Source organism: Paraburkholderia sp. JHI869, assembly GCF_038900775.1.
Lineage (GTDB): Bacteria > Pseudomonadota > Gammaproteobacteria > Burkholderiales > Burkholderiaceae > Paraburkholderia.
Map to the genome: position 1 here is coordinate 69,374 of NZ_JAYMSC010000028.1, position 17,458 is coordinate 86,831.

At 65.3% G+C, this 17,458-nt stretch carries 17 protein-coding genes; 7 read left to right on the plus strand and 10 right to left on the minus strand.

The window, feature by feature from the left end:
• Positions 1-41: 41 nt before the first annotated feature.
• Complete coding sequence (locus VSR72_RS33805) at positions 42-668, minus strand: LysE family translocator (protein WP_342956604.1); 627 nt, start codon at positions 666-668, stop codon at positions 42-44.
• 385 nt (positions 669-1,053) lie between these two features.
• Between VSR72_RS33805 and VSR72_RS33810 the strand changes: the two genes are divergently transcribed.
• Positions 1,054-1,536: an Lrp/AsnC family transcriptional regulator gene (locus tag VSR72_RS33810; RefSeq protein WP_028202732.1), complete on the plus strand. Its 483-nt coding sequence runs from the start codon at positions 1,054-1,056 to the stop codon at positions 1,534-1,536.
• Positions 1,537-1,576: 40 nt separating this feature from the next.
• Here the strand turns inward: VSR72_RS33810 and VSR72_RS33815 are convergent, their stop codons facing one another.
• From VSR72_RS33815 to VSR72_RS33840, 6 genes are all read right to left on the minus strand, one after another.
• Positions 1,577-2,239 carry an OmpA family protein gene (locus tag VSR72_RS33815; protein WP_342956605.1) on the minus strand — a complete coding sequence of 221 codons (663 nt, stop codon included), beginning with the start codon at positions 2,237-2,239 and terminating at the stop codon, positions 1,577-1,579.
• Positions 2,240-2,246: 7 nt separating this feature from the next.
• Positions 2,247-3,050 carry a flagellar motor protein gene (locus VSR72_RS33820; protein ID WP_342956606.1) on the minus strand — a complete coding sequence of 268 codons (804 nt, stop codon included), beginning with the start codon at positions 3,048-3,050 and terminating at the stop codon, positions 2,247-2,249.
• 26 nt (positions 3,051-3,076) lie between these two features.
• Positions 3,077-4,288: a Crp/Fnr family transcriptional regulator gene (locus VSR72_RS33825; protein WP_342956607.1), complete on the minus strand. Its 1,212-nt coding sequence runs from the start codon at positions 4,286-4,288 to the stop codon at positions 3,077-3,079.
• A 317-nt stretch (positions 4,289-4,605) separates the two neighbouring features.
• Complete coding sequence (locus tag VSR72_RS33830; protein WP_342956608.1) at positions 4,606-4,836, minus strand: DUF2783 domain-containing protein; 231 nt, start codon at positions 4,834-4,836, stop codon at positions 4,606-4,608.
• An 18-nt stretch (positions 4,837-4,854) separates the two neighbouring features.
• Complete coding sequence (locus VSR72_RS33835; protein WP_342956609.1) at positions 4,855-6,567, minus strand: FAD-dependent oxidoreductase; 1,713 nt, start codon at positions 6,565-6,567, stop codon at positions 4,855-4,857.
• Between the two features lie 36 nt (positions 6,568-6,603).
• On the minus strand, positions 6,604-7,563 hold the full coding sequence (locus tag VSR72_RS33840) for an MBL fold metallo-hydrolase (protein ID WP_342956610.1): 960 nt from the start codon (positions 7,561-7,563) through the stop codon (positions 6,604-6,606).
• 280 nt (positions 7,564-7,843) lie between these two features.
• Between VSR72_RS33840 and VSR72_RS33845 the strand changes: the two genes are divergently transcribed.
• Genes VSR72_RS33845 through VSR72_RS33855 form a run of 3 tightly spaced genes read left to right on the plus strand, consistent with a single transcriptional unit; the run spans position 7,844 to position 11,073 of the window.
• Positions 7,844-8,716, plus strand: coding sequence for a helix-turn-helix domain-containing protein (locus VSR72_RS33845; protein WP_342956611.1), 873 nt, complete (start codon positions 7,844-7,846; stop codon positions 8,714-8,716).
• Positions 8,704-9,564 (plus strand): IclR family transcriptional regulator C-terminal domain-containing protein, encoded by an 861-nt coding sequence (locus VSR72_RS33850; protein WP_342956612.1) that lies wholly within the window; start codon positions 8,704-8,706, stop codon positions 9,562-9,564. The genes VSR72_RS33845 and VSR72_RS33850 overlap by 13 nt, the downstream gene beginning before the upstream one ends.
• A 48-nt stretch (positions 9,565-9,612) precedes the next feature.
• Positions 9,613-11,073 carry a cytochrome P450 gene (locus tag VSR72_RS33855; RefSeq protein ID WP_342956613.1) on the plus strand — a complete coding sequence of 487 codons (1,461 nt, stop codon included), beginning with the start codon at positions 9,613-9,615 and terminating at the stop codon, positions 11,071-11,073.
• A 3-nt stretch (positions 11,074-11,076) separates the two neighbouring features.
• Here VSR72_RS33855 and VSR72_RS33860 read toward each other — a convergent pair whose 3' ends face one another.
• The 3 genes from VSR72_RS33860 to VSR72_RS33870 form a co-directional block, all read right to left on the minus strand.
• Positions 11,077-11,988: a MurR/RpiR family transcriptional regulator gene (locus VSR72_RS33860; protein ID WP_342956614.1), complete on the minus strand. Its 912-nt coding sequence runs from the start codon at positions 11,986-11,988 to the stop codon at positions 11,077-11,079.
• Positions 11,989-12,049: 61 nt separating this feature from the next.
• A complete protein-coding gene (ugpC, locus tag VSR72_RS33865; RefSeq protein WP_342956615.1) occupies positions 12,050-13,111 on the minus strand; it encodes a sn-glycerol-3-phosphate ABC transporter ATP-binding protein UgpC in 1,062 nt (353 codons plus the stop codon).
• A 50-nt stretch (positions 13,112-13,161) separates the two neighbouring features.
• Positions 13,162-13,944, minus strand: coding sequence for an SDR family oxidoreductase (locus VSR72_RS33870; RefSeq protein ID WP_342956616.1), 783 nt, complete (start codon positions 13,942-13,944; stop codon positions 13,162-13,164).
• Positions 13,945-14,235: 291 nt separating this feature from the next.
• On the opposite strand from VSR72_RS33870, the gene VSR72_RS33875 reads away from it, so the two are divergent.
• The 3 genes from VSR72_RS33875 to VSR72_RS33885 all read left to right on the plus strand — a co-directional run bounded on the left by VSR72_RS33875 (position 14,236) and on the right by VSR72_RS33885 (position 17,414).
• A complete protein-coding gene (locus tag VSR72_RS33875; protein ID WP_342956617.1) occupies positions 14,236-15,468 on the plus strand; it encodes a sugar ABC transporter substrate-binding protein in 1,233 nt (410 codons plus the stop codon).
• Positions 15,469-15,663: 195 nt separating this feature from the next.
• Positions 15,664-16,569, plus strand: coding sequence for a sugar ABC transporter permease (locus VSR72_RS33880; RefSeq protein ID WP_342956618.1), 906 nt, complete (start codon positions 15,664-15,666; stop codon positions 16,567-16,569).
• Positions 16,566-17,414 carry a carbohydrate ABC transporter permease gene (locus VSR72_RS33885; RefSeq protein ID WP_342956619.1) on the plus strand — a complete coding sequence of 283 codons (849 nt, stop codon included), beginning with the start codon at positions 16,566-16,568 and terminating at the stop codon, positions 17,412-17,414. Before VSR72_RS33880 ends, VSR72_RS33885 begins: the two co-directional genes overlap by 4 nt.
• Positions 17,415-17,458 lie beyond the last annotated feature (44 nt).

Consider the following 17,458-nt stretch of genomic DNA (forward strand, 5'->3'; position numbering starts at 1 on the left):
CTCGCGCACACCCGCGCGCGAGCCATCCGCCGCCCGTGCGCTCAGCGCAAGCCGGCCATCATCGCGCCCATTCCCACCAGCAAACTGCCCATCACGCGATTCACGGCGCGCATGCGCCTGGGCCGCTGCAGCACATGGCGCAGCCGGTGCGAAAACAGCGCCATCGAAGCCACGCCGCCCGCGAACAGCACGGCGAACGTCGCCGCCAGCAGCCAATACTGGCGATTGGCGCTCCAGGGCGCATCCGCGCTCATGAATTGCGGGAAAAACGACGGGAAGAACAACAAGGTCTTCGGATTGAGCCCCGAAGTCGCAAATCCGCGCCAGAACAAATCGCGACGGCTTGCGCTATCGGCTTCGGCCGGCGCATCCGTGCCCGTCAAAGAGCGGCTGCGCCATTGCTTGCAGCCCAGCCAGACGAGATAGGCCGCGCCCAGCCAACGCAACAACGTAAGTGAATGCTCACTAATGAGCAACAGTGAGTTAAGGCACAGCGCCGTCAACGCGAGCTGGAGCAGCACGGCGAGCGTGCCGCCCCAGACGCAGGGCAGCGCGCGGCGCCAGCCGGCGTGGAGCGCCTGGCTCATGGTGAGCACGTTGACGGGACCGGGGGTGTAGACGAGTACGAGCGCGGCGGCGAGAAAAGAGAGGTACAGCTGGATCGGCATTGCGGGGCGTGCTGGCGAAGACGTTGTGACGGACGGCGCTCGGGGTATAAAAAAACGGGCAACAAAAAACCGCGCGAGAAGCGCGGTTTTCAAATGCCATCTGCCTGACCGGACACTGCTGGCCGCGTGGTGAACGCGCGCAATGCCCGGTAGCCGCCGCAGGGTGCAACGGAAACCGGCCCTGACGGACCACCGCGGCTTGTGGCTGCGGCGGCGCTCCCCAACGCGGGGAGGTGGCCGCGTGGGTCGTGCCAGGCAAGAAGGCATGTGGAAAATATACCGGGGTTCAGGCTGGATAGGCTTCCTGTTTTCAGGCAAAAAAGGTCAATAGACGGAATCTTCTTCCGCTAAAATCAATCACACCCGTACAAGATTCTTTTTCGCCATGAGCCCTCGTGAACGCCCGCCCAAAGCGCTCGACAATCAGGACCGCAAGATCCTCAGCGCCCTGCAAAAGAACGCCCGACTCTCGAATGCCGAACTGGCCGAACAGGTGGGCATGTCCACCACCGCGTGCTGGAACCGCACGCGCCAGCTCGAAGCCGATGGCTATATCGACGGCTATGTCGCGCTCGTGAACCAGCAAAAGCTGGGCTACGCCGACATCGTGATTCTGGAAGTGACGCTCGACCGCCACGAAGACGACGCGCTCGCGCGTTTCGGCGCCGAACTCGCGGCGCTGCCCGAAGTGCTGGAGGCCTATCTCGTCTCCGGCGAGTACGACTACTGGATCAAGGTGGCGGTGGACGGCACCGCCGGCTACGAGCGTTTCCTGCGCGAGAAGCTTTATCGCATCTCGAGCATTCGCCACAGCCGGTCGATGTTCGCCTTGCGCTGCATGAAGGACGTGCCGTCCATGCAGGTGTGACGCGCGTTTGCTTTGAAAACGGCGCGCAGCCGCGCGAGCTTCAGCGCTGCACGATCAACGTCACGCGCCGGTTCAGCGCGCGGCTCGCGGGGTCGGCGCCTGCCACGAGCGGGAAGTTGTCGGCGCGGCCAATTGCAGCGAGCCGGTGAGGCTCGATGCCGCGCTCGACCAGATAGCGCACCACCGCGCCCGCGCGCGCCGAAGAAAGCTCCCAGTTCGACGCGAATTTCGCATTCGAGATCGGCGTGCTGTCGGTGTGGCCTTCCACGAGGATATTGCCCGCCGGCGCTGCGCGCAGCACTTGCGCGATCCGGCCCAGCACGCCGAGCGATTCAGGCAGCAGCGTGGCGTCGCCGGCATTGAACAGGATCTTCGCGTTGATGCCGATCTCAACGCCGCGCGCCGCGGGCACGATCGTGATCTCACCGTGCTGGCGCAGCGTTTCGAGCGAGGCGAGCAGCGCCTGATCGACGGCGGGCAGCTTCTCCACCGCCGCCGCTGCGCTCGTGGGTTGCGCCGCCGAACGTATTTCGGATTCCTTATGTCTTGCGAGCTGCATCGCGTAGAGTGCGAGGAACAGCACCATCAGCGTCGTGATCAGATCCGCGTAGGAAATGAGCCAGCGGCCGGAACTCGATTCGCCGCCTTCTTCCTCGTCGTGATCGAATTGCGCCGTGAGCGGCAGGTTCTTATCGGAAGGCATGGGCCGGTCAGCTCGCGCGCGAGGTGTCGAGCGCCCACACGTTCGCTTCATCCAGCATGCCGCCGGTCTTGCCGCCGACTTCGCCGGCGAGGCGCGTGGCGATCGTGTGGGGCGACTCCTTGCGGGAAATGGCGAGCAGGCCATCCAGGTAGAGTTTGCGCAGGCGCAGTTCGCTTTCGATATGCGCGCGCATCTTGCCGTACAGCGGCAGAAAAACGAGGTTAGCGAAGGCAAGGCCGTAGAGCGTGGCGACGAAAGCCACCGCGATGCCGGGCCCGAGTTCGGCAGGCTCGATCAGATGCCCCGTGACCTGAATGAGGCCGAGCACCGAGCCAAGAATGCCGAACGTGGGTGCGTAGCCGCCCGCCTGCTGCCACACGCGCGCCGCCGCCATGTGCTTGCGCCCGGCGGCCTCGAGTTCGCGATGAAGCGCATCTTCGAGCACGGCGGTCGACACACCGCTCGCAAGCAGTTCCAGCCCGCGCCGCGCAAACGGATGAATGCCTTGCAGATCCATCGACTCGAACGCGAGCAGGCCGTTGAGCTTGGCTTGATCGCCCCATTCCAGCACGGCGGCGAGGCTCGCTTCATCCACGCGCGGCGCTTTCACGAAGGCCATGCGCAAATGCTTCACGGCGTCGAAGAAACGTGCCCACGTGTTCTGGATCATCACGGCGCCGAGCGTGCCGCCCAGCACGATGGCAAGCGCCTCGGGCTGGAGCAGCGTGGCGAAATGGCCGCCTTCGAGCGAGAAGCCCGCGACCACCGCGAGCGCGCCAACGGCGATACCGATCAGGGTAAGCAAATCCATGCGTGTCTCCCGTTTGAGTGATCCGCCTAGCGTGCGCCAGGCGACTTGAGCGCACGCACCGCTTCAAGCAGGCGCTGCTCGATGTCCTCGACTTCCACGGGATCGATCTTGATGTCGCGGCGCATGACCCACGACACCTCGTTCTTGCGTGCGTCCGCCATGACCGAAAGCAGGCGCTCGGATACGGCCTGATCCTCGATCGAGGCGAGCAGTTTCGCGAGATCGTAGGTATCGAGCGCGCTCACGGCTTCGAACAGCGTGCGCTGATCGACGAAGAGCAGGTCGTCGAGCGACTTGAGTTCGCCCGAGCCCCGGCTCGCGCGCTTCGAGAAGTACGCCACGCCCTTTTGCTCGACGAAGTTGAGCACCTTCGACTTGCGAAACGCAAAGACCTCGTCGGCGATTTCGGCGTGCGAGAGCTTGTTGAGAATGACTTTTCGCTCCACGCCGATGAGCGCTTCGAGATCGCCCAGTTCGATCAGTTCGAGTTCACTGTTGATCGACACGTCGAGATCGCTGTCCGCCACCTGCGCCGCACGCTCCACGATGCGCACGGGGTCGAACGTCACCACCTGGCGGCCCAACGCGCCTTCTGCCGCCGCTGCGTTATTGGCGAGATGCGTGGCCTGGCCGCTCTGCATCGCGACGAGATTGAGCTTTTCCATGCGGCGAAGCATGGCCATCACATGCGGACGCGAATGGCCGGCTACCGCGCGGCATTTCTGCACCACGTCGGCGAGCGGTACGCTCACTTCGGCGCCGCTCGCGCCGTGCCGCGACCAGGTATCGCCGCTCTCGGCGCGATCGCTCGCGCCTGCGATCAGCGCGAGCACGTGCGCGTAGGAGAGCACGCCCGGCATGAAGTCGGCATGGGTGTAGGTGGCGAGCAGATCGTCCTTCGCCTTGACGCGCCGCGTGAGCGTGCGCACCACGTGGCGCAGCATCGGCGTCACGCGTTCGAGTTCTTCTTCGATGAGGCTCGCCGGCACGACGGTCAGCTGGCAAAAGCTGAGCGCCTTCGCCGTGTTCGGTCGCGGTTCCGCCGCAAGCAGTGCGGTCTCGCCAAAAAATTCGCCGCGGCCCAGCGTTGCCATCACGACTTTCTTGTCGTCGCAGCGGGTGGAGATTTCGACCTTGCCGTCGGCGATCACGAAGATCAGCCGTTCGCCCGCAAAGCCTTCCGAATAAATGATCTCGCCCGGCGCCGCCGTACGCGACCATGTTTGACTGCGATTCAAGTTCTTATCCCCGGAAAACGATTCCATCGCGCGCATTGGTATGACTTGTTCACGCGTTCGCGAAGTGAGTGCTATGTGCGGCGTTTACGGCGTTTTCCGGGACGTTCTTGAATCAGATTGCATGAATCGCACACATGGAAAGCGCGGCGAAAGCCCCTCGTGCGTGCAGGTGTGCGCAACGTTCGTGTGTGTTTCATCAGCGCAAACGATTGCGCATGCGAGAAGCTCCAAGAAAGGGCCACGCGTGACAGAGAGTCAACGACAAGCGGCCAGCTTACGCTGGCCGCTTGTCCACGCTCTCGAGCACTTTCAGTCTTTCACGCCGCAAGCTTTCCCGACGCGCCGTTGCTTGCCGGCGCGCTCACGCCTGCGCGTGCGAAACGAAGCGCTTGCATCAGCGTTTCGTGTTCGCCTATGTGGTTCGCGAGCAGCAGGATCAACTGCGCATTGGCCGATTGACTCTGCGCCTCGTCGAGGTCGCGATGCATGTCGATCAGCGCTTCGTAAAAGTCGTCCGGTCTTGCCAGATTCGGTTGGGTGTTCAGCATGGTTGTCTCCTAGTTCCGCTATGCCGTGCCTTGCACGCACAGCGCCCGCTTGAGCGCGCTCTCCACACGCGCCGCATCGGCGCGTTGCCAGCGTGCGCTCACGTGCTGGTCCGGACGAATCAGATAGAACGCACCGTCCTGCGCGCCGTAGCGCTGCGCCGCCAGCCCTTGCACGTCGCGCAGCACCACTGTCGATGCAGGCAGACCCGCGGGCACAGCCGCATCGCCTTCGAGCATCACCACGAACTTGAGCGGCACCGGCGAACGCGAGAGTGCGTGCAGCGTGTCGAGCGTCGCGGTATCGAATGCCGATCCCGCGCGGCTGAATACGAGTCCCGCGAACTGGTCACCCAGATGCGCAAGCAGCCAGCTCTCGTTACCCACCGCGTTCAGCACCGGCGCGTCCGCACACGAAGCGCCGGGCTCCATCTGACCGTTGAACGCATCTTCGTCGGGCGTATTCAAGGTCGATTCGCGCAGCACCGCCGGCACGGAAAGCCGGCCGCTGTTCACCAGTTGCCGCGCAAATGCATGCTCGCGGGCGAGCGTTAGCACAGCGTCACGGAACACGCGGCTCACCGCGCTCTTGGGCGTGATGAAGTCGGTCGAGCGTGTGGAGTTGCGGATGTTCTCGTCGGCTGCGTATTCGCGCTCGCTCGCGTAGGTGTCGAGCAGCGCGTCGGGCGCGTGGTTTTCCAGCACCATCGCAAGCTTCCATGCGAGGTTCTCGCCGTCCTGAAAGCCGCTATTCGCGCCGCGCGCGCCGAACGGCGAAACCAGATGCGCCGAGTCGCCCGCGAACAGCACGTTGCCCTGGCGGAAGCCGTCCATGCGCAGGCACGAGAACGTGTAGATGCTCACCCACTCCAGCTCGAACTTCACGTCGGGGCCGAGTAGCGCGCGCACGCGCGGAATCACGCGCTCGGGCGTTTTTTCGAGCACGGGGTCGGCGTCCCAGCCAAGCTGGAAGTCGATGCGCCAGACGTTATCGGGCTGACGATGCAGCAGCACCGACTGGTTCGGATGAAACGGCGGATCGAACCAGAACCAGCGTTCGGTGGGGAAGTCCGCTTCCATCTTCACGTCGGCGATGAGGAAGCGATCCTTGAACGTGCGGCCGTGGCTGTCGAGGCCGAGCAGCTTGCGCAGCGGACTGCGCGAGCCGTCGGCGGCCACCACGTAGCGCGCGAGCAGCGTGTACGGGCCGTCGGGCGTTTCGATTTCGAGCGCGACGTGTGCGTCGCTTTCGCCCGGCATGCCGCGCTGCGCGACGCCCGTCACCTTGTTCTTCCAGCGGATTTCGAGGTTGGGCAGTTCCTGTGCGCGTTCGAGCAGGTAGCCTTCCACGTAGTACTGCTGAAGATTGACAAAAGCCGGCCGATGATGGCCGCTTTCGGGCAGCAGGTTGAACGTGTAGACGAGCTCGTCCTTGCGGAACACCTTGCCCACGTTCCAGCTCACGCCCTTTTCCACCATGCGATCGCCGCAGCCGAGGCGGTCGAAGATATCGAGCGAGCGCTTGGAAAAGCAGATGGCGCGCGAGCCCGTGGACAGCGTGCAGTCGTCGTCCACGAGCACCACGTGCACGCCTTGCCGCGCGAGGTCGATGGCCGTCGCGAGACCCACCGGCCCCGCGCCGACCACCACGACCGGACGCACACACGCGGCGGCGTCAGGGGTTTGTTCGCTGCATCGCGCGTAGTCGAAGGTCAGCGTCTGATAGTCGATCATTCTTGTCTCCACCATTCCACCAATTCCGGCCTCGGCTTAATCCTGCAGCGCGTCCCACATCTCCTTGTCGCGCTGCGCCGTCCAGATGCGCGGATGCGTAATGCCGCTCGCCTCGTCATAGGCGCGCGTCACGTCGAACGGCAGGCAATGCTCGTAGATGAACACGTGGCCGAACTTCGGGTCCATCGCCTCACGCGTGAGCGACATCGCGCCCTTCAGGTCGAGCTTCTGTTCCACGGCGGCGCGGCCCTGCGCGAGCAGCGTCGTCACGAAGTCCTTCGTGTAGTCGAGACCCTTGTTGACTTCTGCAGGGTTGAGCAGCGCGGGGCCGCGGCCCGGCACGAGCTTGTCGGCACCTAGCGAGCGCAGCGCTTCGAGCGTGGCGGGCCAGTCGGCGAGCTGGGCGTCGCCGCAGTAGCACGCCGCGTCGTACTCGACGAGGTCGCCCGAGAACAGCACCTTCTGCTGCGGCAGCCACACCACGGTGTCGCCCTTCGTGTGGCCCGAGCCGAGGTGCGCGATCTTCACTTCGAGCTTGCCGAGGAACAGCGTGATTTCTTTCTCGAACACTAGCGTGGGCCACGTGAGACCCGGCACCGTTTCGACGCCCGCGAACAGGCGCGGGAAGCGCTCGATTTCCGACTTCATGTCGGCTTCGCCGCGCTCGACGATCATTTCATAGGTGCCGCGGCTCGCGATGATCTGCTGCGCGCCTTCCTTGAAGTACGCCGAAGCGCCCAGCACGCGCACCGCGTGGTAATGCGAGAGCACGACGTACTTGATGGGCTTGTCGGTCACCGTGCGGATCCTGGCGATGAGGTCCTGCGCCATGGCGGGCGTAGCCGTGGTGTCGACGATCAGCACGCCGTCGTCGCCGATGATCACGCCCGAGTTGGGGTCGCCTTCCGTGGTGTACGCGTATGCGTTTTCCGAGAGCTGCGTGAAAGTGACCTTCTTTTCTTCGAGGTCGGCCTGGGATGCGAACGCCTTTGCCATGTTGAGTCTCCGTATCGAGGGGCTCTGAAAGCCTGGGCGGGGCGAAGCACGCAGGGGCCAGGCGCGCACGGCGCCAGCCTTGGTTGTCTCGCCCCGTTGGAAATTGGACCGCTGTTGTGCCGGGGTGAAGCCATCTTGGCTCTCCCGCTTTTATTTGTCAATAGCGAATTACATCGCTATACGCTAATTTCTAGTCAAGGCGCGCCGCGGCCCGTACTGTTGCCAACGGCCGCCGCCGTTCAGTTAACATGGACCCTTTTTCAGCCAGAGAAAAGCGCCAATGAGACGTCGCAACGACAGCGCCGCGTCCGCGCCGGAAAGCAGCGCGACGGCGGCCCGCACGCAGCGCGGCATCCAGAGCGTGGAGGTGGGCGGACGCCTGCTGCGCGCCCTCGCGGATGCGCGCGCGCCGCTTGGCGCCACCGATCTCGCGGCAAGCGGCGACATTCCTTCGAGCCAGGCGCACGCCTATCTCGTGAGCCTCACGCGCCTCGGGCTCATCAAGCGCGACGCGCTTTCGGGGCGCTATGAGCCCGGCCCGCTCGCGCTGCGCCTCGGGCTGCTGCATCTCGCGCAGCAGCCCGCGCTGCGCGAGGCGGTGCCGCGCGCCGCCGCGCTCGCGCAAACGCTCAACTGCAGCGTCGCGCTATGCATTGCGGGGCCGCAGGGGCCGACCATCGTGCGCTACGAGCACGCGAGCCTGGCGCTGCACGTGAACCTGCACGTCGGCACGGTGATGTCGCTGCGGGCCACGGCCACGGGCCGCGTGTTCTGCGCCTTCCTCCGGCCCGAGGCGCTCGAAACCGCATGGGCTACGCAAACCGCGCAGCCGGTGTGGCGCGGCACCAGCCACGCGGCCAGTGCCGCCGGCGGGGCCCAGGAAAGCGCGCCCGACGCCGACTTCCTCGCCTCGCTCGACGCCATTCGCGCGCGCGGCTACGAACTCGCCATCGACGCACCCAGCCCCGGCGTGAGCAGCGTATGCGTGCCCGTAATCGGCCCGCAGCGCGAACCGAGCCTCACGCTCACCGCCATCGGCGCGAGCGGCGTGCTCGACGTGCGCGCGAACGGCCCGGTCGTGCGCGCGCTGCGCGAGGCCGCCGCTGAAATCGGCGCCGCCGCTTTTCCTTCGACATCGACATGCCCCGAGTAAGCTCCAAGCCCCCGCGCGACGACGTGACCGAAACCGCGACCAACGTCACGCCCGAAGCCGACAAACCGCAGCGCGGCATTCAGTCGCTCGACGTCACGGGCGAACTGCTCGCCGCCCTCGTCGCGGCGGGCACGCCCTTGCCGCTGCGCGACCTCGCGGCCGCCGCAGGCATGGCGCCCGCCAAAGCCTTCCCGCACCTTGTGAGCCTCCAGAAGATCGGCCTGCTCGCGCGCGACGCGGTGGGCCGCTACGAAGCGGGGCCGCTCAGCCTCGAACTCGGCCTGATCGGCCTTGCGCGTCTGTCTCCCGTGCGCGAAGCCGACGCCGAACTGGTCGGCCTCGCCGCCGGCACCGCGATGAGCGTCGCGCTCGCGGTGCCGGGGCCGCTCGGGCCGACCGTCGTGCGGCTCGAAGAATCGGCGCTGCCGCTGCACGTGAGCCTGCGCCCCGGCACGGTGATGTCGCTCGTGAACACGTCGATCGGTCGCGTGTTCGCCGCATGGGTCGACGACGACGTGCGCGCCGCCCTCCTCGCACAAGACGAACTACGGCTCGCAGGCGCGAAGCCGCGCGAGGGCGGCACGCCCGCCTACCTCGCGCGGCTCGCCGCGATCCGCGCCGAGGGCGTGGACACCGCGCTCGACAAGCCCATTCCCGGCATCAGCACCGTGACCGCGCCCGTGTTCGACCACACGGGCAGCGTGTGCCTCGTGCTCGCGGTGATGGGGCCGACGGGCAGCCTCGACATCGCGCGCGAAGGCGCGGCCGCGCAATTGCTGATCGCCGCCGCGCAGCGCCTCTCGCGGCGCTTCGGCTACATGGAAGGCGCGGCGGCCGCGCCGCTGTGAGCGCCTTTCACGCGCGATATAAAACGACCACCCAATGAGAACCCGCACATGAGCACGGCATCGACCGGACAAGCATTGCGCCAAATCGCCGACCTGCCCTGCCCGCGCGGCCTGCCGCTGCTCGGCAATCTGCTGCAGCTTTCGCCGCCGCGTCTGCATTTGATCCTCGAGCAATGGGCCGCCGAACTCGGCGCGCCCTACCGCTTCCAGGTGGGCGGCATCCCCATCACGATCTGGACCGACACCGAGTTGATCCAGCAGATCATGCGCGAGCGGCCGCATCGCTTCCGCCGCTATCAGCCGATCGAAGCGGTGTTCGAAGAGATGGGCTTCAATGGTCTCTTTTCCGCCGAAGGCGTGGCGTGGGAACCGCAGCGCAAGCTCGTAATGCAGGCGCTCTCGATCCCCAACATCAAGGCGTTCTACCCGACCCTGGCCGATATCACGCAGCGTCTTCACACCCGCTGGCAACGCGCGGCCGAGCGCGGCGAGACCGTCGAGATGACCGACGACCTCAAGCGCTACACGGTGGACGTGACGAGCGCGCTCGCGTTTGGCGAGGACCCGCGCACGCTGGAGCGCGATCACGGCGTGATTCAGGAGCATCTGGAGCGCATCCTGCCGGGCGTGATGAGGCGCACGAATGCGCTCTTTCCGTACTGGCGGTATGTCAAGCTGCCGGCGGACCGGAAGCTTGAGCGCTCGCTGGAAGAAGTGCACCGCTACGTCGACGCGATGATGGCGCGCGCTCGCGAACGCATGCGCGACGACCCGTCGGAAACGCCGCGCAATCTGCTCGAGGCGATGCTCGCGCAGCAGCAGGCGCCAGCTGAAAACGGCGCCGCTTCGATCAGCGACGCGCAGATTCGCGCGAATGTGCTCACACTGCTGATCGCTGGCGAAGACACGACCGCCGATTCCATCGCGTGGACGCTGCCCTACCTCGCCACGGATACGGCCTTGCAGCAGCATCTCGGCGACGAGGCTTCACGCGTGCTCGGTGATTCGACGGTCTGCCCCGACTACGCCACGTTGAAAGACCTCGATATTTTCGAGGCGATCTGTATCGAAGCGACGCGCTTGCGTCCGGTCGCGTCCGTGCATTCGTTCGAGCCGCTGGAAGATGTGGTGGTCGACAACGTGGCGTTGCCCAAGGGCACGCGCATGTTCTTCGTCGCGCGCCCCGCCATGCTCGATGCCAGGCACTTTGCCGATCCGCAGCGCTACGATCCGTGGCGCTGGATGAAGCGCGGCGAACGCGAAGGCGATGATGGAAAAGCCCATGACGTACGCGCTTATCTGCAGTTCGGCGCGGGGCCGCGCGTGTGTCCTGGCCGCCATCTCGCGACCGTGGAAATGCGCCTCGCGCTTTCGATGCTGATGAAGTCGTTCACGATCGACCTGGCGATCGATCCCGCGAAGATTCAGGAAGTGCAGGCGTTTACGATGGTGCCGGATACGATGCCGGTGCGGCTCAAGCCGCGCGATCGCGCGGCCGCCGCGATTTAAGCCTCAACGCCCGTCTTCCGGCGTGCCAACCGTGGGAGCATCGTCGGGCGCGCCGTCGCTGCGCGCCTGCGCGTCGCGCATCTTGGCAAGCGCCTTGGGCCCGAGCCCGAGCGACACGCCCAGCGCGAGCGCATCGAGCACCGCGAGATGCGCGATGCGCACCACGGCTGGTGCGTGCGCATCGCTCGCGGCGGGCACGCGCAGCAACAGTGGAATGTCCACCACCCACGCGAGACGCGAACCCGCACTCGTGAGCGCGATGGTCGTCGCCCCTCGCTCCTTCGCGATCTGAATGCTTTCGTTCACTTCCACGCTGCGCCCCGACTGCGAGATCGCGAACGCCACGTCGCCCGGTTCGAGCAGCGCCGCGTAAAGGCGCTGCAAGTGCGCATCCGTGAACGCGCTCGCGGCGATGTCGAGCCGCAAGAGGCGCAGCGCCGCGTCCTGCGCGACAAGGCCCGAACCCGCGCCCACGCCAAAGAAGTACACACGCCGCGCACTGGAAAGCGCCGCAACCGCAGCCTCGAACACGGCCGTATCGAGCGAAGCGCGCGCATGCGTCACGCCTTGCACGACCGATTCGGTCACCTTGTCGAGCAAAGTGCCGACCTCGCCGGCCCACTCGGCACCACTGGCTTCGCCACCCGTCATCTCCGTGGCGAGCGCGAAGGGCACGTTGCCCGCCGCGCTCTGCGCAAGCCGCATCTTGAAGTCGCGCAGGCCGTGCGCGCCCACCGCGCGGCAAAAGCGCGTGACGGAGGGCTCGGACACGTCCGCGCGCAACGCAAGCTCGGTGATGCTCGCGCGCATGGCGAAGTCGATGTCGGCAAGCACCATCTCCGCGACCTTGCGCTCGGCGGGACGCAGCGACTCCGCGACGTTGCGGATGTGATGGATCAGGTTGGAGACCGGCAAGCTGTTTTTCCCGTCAAAGATACGAGGCGCCCGCTATCCAGTTTCGATGCGTGCTTCCGCTTCAATCGAGCCGCTTGCCGCTTTCAGTATCGAACAGATGCAGGTGCGCCAAAGGCAAACCTAGCGTCATGCGCTGGCCGGGACTGACGTCCGGGCGCGCGCGCGTGGTGACGCACCATGTCGTGTCGCCTATTTTCCCGTAGAAGTGGGTCTCCGCGCCAGTCGGCTCGATCACGTCCACGGTGAACGGCACGTCGCCGCCCGCCTCGATGTGCTCGGGACGCACGCCGAGCGTCACGCGCGCGCCGGCCTGAGCCTTGCCTTCGGGCAGCGGAATGCGCACACCGTCTTCGAGCACGAGCGCCGTGCCGCGCGCATCGCTCATCACCGTGCCTTCGGCGAAGTTCATCGAGGGCGAGCCCAGGAAACTCGCGACGAACAGGTTGCCAGGCTTGTCATAGAGATCGAGCGGACGGCCAATCTGTTCGATACGCCCCGAGTTCATCACGACGATGCGGTCGGCCATCGTCATCGCCTCGATCTGGTCGTGCGTGACGTACACCACCGTGTTGCGCAGGCGCTGGTGCAGCGCCTTGATCTCGGTGCGCATCTGCACGCGCAGCTTGGCGTCGAGGTTCGAGAGCGGCTCGTCGAAGAGGAACACCGCGGGCTCGCGCACCACGGCGCGCCCCATGGCGACGCGCTGGCGCTGGCCGCCCGAGAGTGCGCGCGGCAGGCGCTCAAGGTAACTGGACAGGTTGAGCATTTTCGCGGCCGCCTCGATGCGCGGCTTGAACCCGTCCTCGCGCTCCTTGCGAATGCGCGGACCGAATGCGATGTTGTCGTACACCGAGAGATGCGGATAGAGCGCGTAGCTCTGGAACACCATCGAGATGTTGCGCTGCTGCGGCGGCAGCGCGTTCGCACGCGTGCCGGCGATGGTGAGGTCGCCGCCCGAGATGTCTTCGAGACCGGCGATCATGCGCATCAACGTGGTCTTGCCACAGCCCGACGGGCCGACGAGCACCACGAATTCGCCGTCTTCGATGTCGAGATCGACGCCGTGCACGACCTGGGTGTCGCCATAGCGCTTGTAGATGCCGTTCAGTTGTACCGCTGCCATGCTGTCCTCGTTTGCGTGAAGTCTTGTCAGGTCGACGCGTGCCGCGCGCCTCAGAACGGATCGAGCGTCAGCTCGTTCGCCATCAGCCGGTTGCCTGCCATGAGGCCCGCGTCCACGGGCAGCGCCACGCCGGTGATTACGCGCGCCTGCGGCGAAGCGAGAAACTGCACGGCGTCGGCGATATCCTCGGGCGTGGCCACGTCGCCGAGCGGATACCACTTGCTTAGTTCTTCGAAGATCTTCGGATGCTGCTCGACACGCGCGCGCCATGCGGGCGTCTTCACCGTGCCGGGGCAGACGATGTTCGCGCGAATGCCATGCGGGCCCAGCTCCATGGCGAGCGCCTTCGTGTAGCTTACGAGGCCTGCCTTCGCCGCGCTGTACGCGGGGTGGCCGAGCGCCGAAAGGCCGTTCACCGAGCCGATCAGCACGAGCGCGCCGCGCCGGCGTTCGATCATCGAGGCGCGCACGGCCTCGACCGTGTAGTAGGTCCCGTTCAGGTTCAGGTCGATGTCGCGCCGCCAGCTTGCCGCGTCGGTATGCGCGAGCGTCGTGCCGAGCGCGCCGCCCGCGTTCGCCACCGCCACATCCACCGGGCCGCGAGCCGCCACGCCGCGCGCCACTGCGTCGGTCACGGCGGCATGATCGCTCACGTCGGCGGCGAGCGGTTCGAGGCGCGCCGCGAGCGTTTCGCCCAAGTCCGCTGCGAGTTGCTGCACGAGCGCCGCTTCGCGGTCGAGCGCGAGCACCGTGTCGCCCGCTTCGAGAAATCGTTTGCACAGCGCACGGCCTATGCCGCCGCCCGCCCCCGTCACCAGCACCACCCGGCTCATGTCGACTCTCCGTGCGGCCCGCCGGGCATGCCGGCGAGCCTGAAAATTTCCTACATACGAATGGTGCGCAGTGGCCCGTATGCGGGTTTATACCAACCGCGCCGCGCTGCTGCAGCGCATGAATTTCCCCTGTTTTACAGCATGTTATGCAAATTCCGGCACCCAAAACAATATCGAGATTACCAGGTGACAACGCTTTTTTCATCCTGTAGGATTTTTTCAAACAACGCAACCCAGCGGCCGGAGTCACGGCGGCGGCATAAGCAGGAAAAACCACTTAGGAGAGAGAGAATGTCGTTTCAGGCACGTGCAACCACCATGCTTGGCAAGCTCGCCGTCGCGCTAGCGTTCGCCGGCATCACCGCCGCGGCGCATGCCGACACGGTCCGCGTGACCGTCGCCCACTACAGCGACGCCACCGCCCCGTACTTCGAGAAGATGGCCAAGCAGTTCGAGGCCGCCAACCCCGGCATCACGGTCAAGATCGAAGACGTGAACTGGGACTCGCTGCAACAGAAGCTGCAAACGGACATCTCCGGCGGCGCCAACGCCGACCTCGCCATCATCGGCACGCGCTGGCTGCTCGACTTCGTGAAGGACGGCATCGCCGAGCCGCTCGACCCGTATATGGACGCCAACTTCAAGGGCCGCTTCATCGGCCCGTTCCTGGCTCCGGGTCAAATCGGCGGCAAGACCTACGGCCTGCCGATCGCGGCTTCCGCGCGCGCGCTGTACTACAACAAGGACATGCTCGCTTCGGTTGGCTATCCGGGCGGCCCGAAGACCTGGAATGACGTGATCGACGCCTCGAAGAAGCTGAAGGCGAAGGGCATTGCGGGCTTCGGTCTGCAAGGCAAGGAAATCGAAACCGACGTGTACTTCTACTACGCGCTGTGGACGCACGGCGGCGATGTGGTGGGCAAGGACGGCAAGGCGGCGTTCAACTCGGCGGCTGGCGTGAAGGCCGCGACGCTCTACAAGACCATGATCGACGAAGGCCTCACGCAGCCGGGCGTGACGGGCTACAGCCGTGAAGACGTGCAGAACCTCTTCAAGCAGGGCCGCGTGGCGATGATGATCTCGGCGCCGTTCCTCGCCAAGCAGTTGCAGAAGGAAGCACCGAACATCAAGTACGGCATCGACCCGATCCCGGTTGCGACGACGCCCGCCACCTACGCGGTGACCGACTCGATCATGATGTTCAAGAACTCCAAGGTGAAGAAGAGCGCCTGGAAGTTCCTCGACTTCCTGTTCACGAAGGAGCCGCGCGTACAGTTCACGAGCACGGAAGGCTTCCTGCCGACCACGAAGGCTGAAGCGAGCGACCCGGCGTTCCAGAATCCGGACACGCAAGCCTTCATCGCGCTCCTGCCGCATGCGAAGTTCGCGCCGACCGTGACGGGCTGGGAAGACACCGCCAAGGCCGTGACCAACGCGATGCAGTCGATCTACCTCGGCAAGGCCAAGCCCGCCGATGCGCTGAACCAGGCAGCCACCGAAGCGAACAAGTCGCTTGGCAAGTAAGTCTGGCAACTGAGTCTGCAAGCAAGCCTTAAGGCAAAACCGGCGCGCGCCCGATGTACCCGGCGCGCGCCGGAGCACCTGAGAACCGACGTTTCGAAGCACTGACGATTCGACATGACTACGGGTCCCCTGAAGCCCTCGCCCGCCGCAGCAGCGGCCGGCGATGCCCCCGACCGATCTAGCGCACGAACCCGCATGAGCCGACTACCCCGCGCCGTATCCACGCCCCGCGCACCGTGGCTCCTGATCGTGCCGAGTCTCGTGCTCGCGCTCTTCATCATCAGCTATCCGATCTTCAACATCGTGTTTCAGTCGCTGCACGATGTGTCGCGCTTCGGGCAAATTCGCGGCTTCAGCGGGCTGCAGAACTTCTATAACGTGTTCGGCGATCCGGTGTTCATGAGTGCCCTCAGAAACACGTTGATCTGGACGTTCTTCGTCGTGGTCGGCACCGTGGGGATTTCCGTGCCGGTCGCGCTCGTGCTCAATCAGGACTTCTATGGCCGCGGCATTGCGCGCACGATCGTCATGCTGCCGTGGTCCGTTTCGCTCACCATGACCGCCGTGGTCTGGCGCTGGGCGTTCAACGACGACTACGGCATGGTCAACGTCACGCTCCAGCGCCTGGGCCTCGTTTCCGGGCCGATCCACTGGCTCGCGACGCCCGAGTATGCGTTCCCGGTCGAGATCTGCGTGGGCATACTCGTGTCGATACCCTTCACGACCACGATCCTGCTGGGCGGTCTTTCCTCCGTGCCGGGCGATATTTACGAAGCCGCGCGCATCGACGGCGCGAGCCCCTGGCAGCAGTTCCGCCAGCTCACGCTGCCGCTGCTCAAGCCGTTCATCAACATGGCGGTCCTGCTGAACGTGATCTACGTGTTCAACTCGTTCCCGATCATCTGGGTGATGACGCAAGGCGGCCCCGACGACAGTACGCATATTCTCGTCACGTATCTCTACGAACTCGGCTTCCGGTTAGGACGACCAGGCGAAGCCGCGGCCGTTTCGCTCATCATGCTCGTGATCCTCTTCGCTTTCTCGGTGGTCTACCTGCGCTTGCAGGCCAAACGCGGCAGCGCCGAAGGAGACCTCGCATGAACCGCAACAAGCTCAAACGCTCGTTCTGGTGCTGGCTTGCGCTCTCGCCGCTCGTCGTGGCCGTGCTGTTCCCGTTCGCGGTCATGTTCTTCACTTCGTTCAAGCCGGCTTCGGAAGTGTTCGTGTTTCCGGCGCGCTGGCTGCCGATGGAGTGGCGCTGGCAGAACTACGTCGACATGTGGCAGGCCGCGAACTTCGGCGTCGCGCTGCGCAACAGCATCGTGGTGAGCTGTCTTTCCACGGCGCTCGCGCTCGCTGTGAGCCTGCCGGCCGCCTATGCACTCGCGCGCTTTCCGTTCCGCGGGCGCGGTCTGTACCGCCAGTTCCTGCTCGTCACGCAGATGCTCTCGCCCATTCTGCTCGTGGTCGGTCTGTTCCGGCTCGCCGCGATGATTCCGTACGGCGACGGCAATCTCGTCGATTCGAAGATCGGCGTGATCGTCTCGTACGCGGCATTCAACATTGCGTTTGCCGTGTGGATGCTCTCGTCGTATTTCCAGACCGTGCCGCGCGATCTCGAAGAATCGGCCTGGCTGGAAGGCTGCAGCCGCACGGGCGCCGTGTTCCGCGTGTTCCTGCCGCTCGCGGTGCCGGCCGTGGTGGTCACGGCGATCTTCACGTTCATCAGCGCATGGAACGAATTCGCCGTGGTCTACACGCTGATCCGTTCGCCCGAGAACAAGACGCTCACAGTGCAGGTCACCGACATGGTGGCCGGCAAGTACACCGTGGAGTGGCAGCTCGTGATGGCGGCGACGCTCGCGGCCACGCTGCCGGTTTCCGTGGTGTTCGCCTGGCTGCAGCGCTACATGGTGAAGGGGCTGGCGCTCGGCGCGGTGAAGTGATCTCCTGTGCCTCGGCACTGACTGAAGCAAAAACGACGGGCGCA

Coding starts and splice junctions, on each gene's coding strand:
- VSR72_RS33830 (WP_342956608.1), bottom strand. CDS start 4,836: ATGCTGAACACCCAACCGAATCTGGCAAGACCGGACGACTTTTACGAA.
- VSR72_RS33845 (WP_342956611.1), top strand. CDS start 7,844: ATGAGACGTCGCAACGACAGCGCCGCGTCCGCGCCGGAAAGCAGCGCG.
- VSR72_RS33855 (WP_342956613.1), top strand. CDS start 9,613: ATGAGCACGGCATCGACCGGACAAGCATTGCGCCAAATCGCCGACCTG.
- VSR72_RS33840 (WP_342956610.1), bottom strand. CDS start 7,563: ATGGCAAAGGCGTTCGCATCCCAGGCCGACCTCGAAGAAAAGAAGGTC.
- VSR72_RS33805 (WP_342956604.1), bottom strand. CDS start 668: ATGCCGATCCAGCTGTACCTCTCTTTTCTCGCCGCCGCGCTCGTACTC.
- ugpC (WP_342956615.1), bottom strand. CDS start 13,111: ATGGCAGCGGTACAACTGAACGGCATCTACAAGCGCTATGGCGACACC.
- VSR72_RS33880 (WP_342956618.1), top strand. CDS start 15,664: ATGAGCCGACTACCCCGCGCCGTATCCACGCCCCGCGCACCGTGGCTC.
- VSR72_RS33820 (WP_342956606.1), bottom strand. CDS start 3,050: ATGGATTTGCTTACCCTGATCGGTATCGCCGTTGGCGCGCTCGCGGTG.
- VSR72_RS33810 (WP_028202732.1), top strand. CDS start 1,054: ATGAGCCCTCGTGAACGCCCGCCCAAAGCGCTCGACAATCAGGACCGC.
- VSR72_RS33875 (WP_342956617.1), top strand. CDS start 14,236: ATGTCGTTTCAGGCACGTGCAACCACCATGCTTGGCAAGCTCGCCGTC.
- VSR72_RS33815 (WP_342956605.1), bottom strand. CDS start 2,239: ATGCCTTCCGATAAGAACCTGCCGCTCACGGCGCAATTCGATCACGAC.
- VSR72_RS33885 (WP_342956619.1), top strand. CDS start 16,566: ATGAACCGCAACAAGCTCAAACGCTCGTTCTGGTGCTGGCTTGCGCTC.
- VSR72_RS33835 (WP_342956609.1), bottom strand. CDS start 6,567: ATGATCGACTATCAGACGCTGACCTTCGACTACGCGCGATGCAGCGAA.
- VSR72_RS33850 (WP_342956612.1), top strand. CDS start 8,704: ATGCCCCGAGTAAGCTCCAAGCCCCCGCGCGACGACGTGACCGAAACC.
- VSR72_RS33870 (WP_342956616.1), bottom strand. CDS start 13,944: ATGAGCCGGGTGGTGCTGGTGACGGGGGCGGGCGGCGGCATAGGCCGT.